This is a genomic window from Paraburkholderia sp. SIMBA_027, assembly GCF_046535315.1.
Lineage (GTDB): Bacteria > Pseudomonadota > Gammaproteobacteria > Burkholderiales > Burkholderiaceae > Paraburkholderia > Paraburkholderia tropica.
In genome coordinates this window covers 1-269 of sequence record NZ_JAWRWY010000644.1, presented here as the reverse complement: position 1 = coordinate 269, position 269 = coordinate 1, and the positions used below count along the sequence as shown (strand labels likewise).

The following is a 269-nucleotide window of genomic DNA, read 5'->3' as shown; positions in this document are numbered from 1 at the left end:
CACGTAACCCAAGTGCTTGTAATCCTCGTCAACGGCACGTTGCACCACGCCGGCGGTCACACCGGCCGACAGCGAGCGCAGGTGTTCCACGTCCAGGGTTGCCTTCTCCTCGGCTGCCCAGGCGGCGAGCAACTCGGCGTTGTCGTGGTGGGTCCGAAGAAGCCAGGACCGGCGGCCGGGATCGCCTACTTTGCGCCACTGGCTGACCAACTGCCTGTCGTACCAATCGATCCGCTGGCCGGCCTGCTCGTCAAGGTGCAGCCGGATCC

1 protein-coding gene is annotated in these 269 nt (G+C 65.8%); it reads right to left on the bottom strand.

The window, feature by feature from the left end; genetic code table 11:
- On the bottom strand, window positions 1-269 hold a 269-nt coding region (locus SB764_RS40590; protein ID WP_410866841.1), incomplete at both ends, for a hypothetical protein.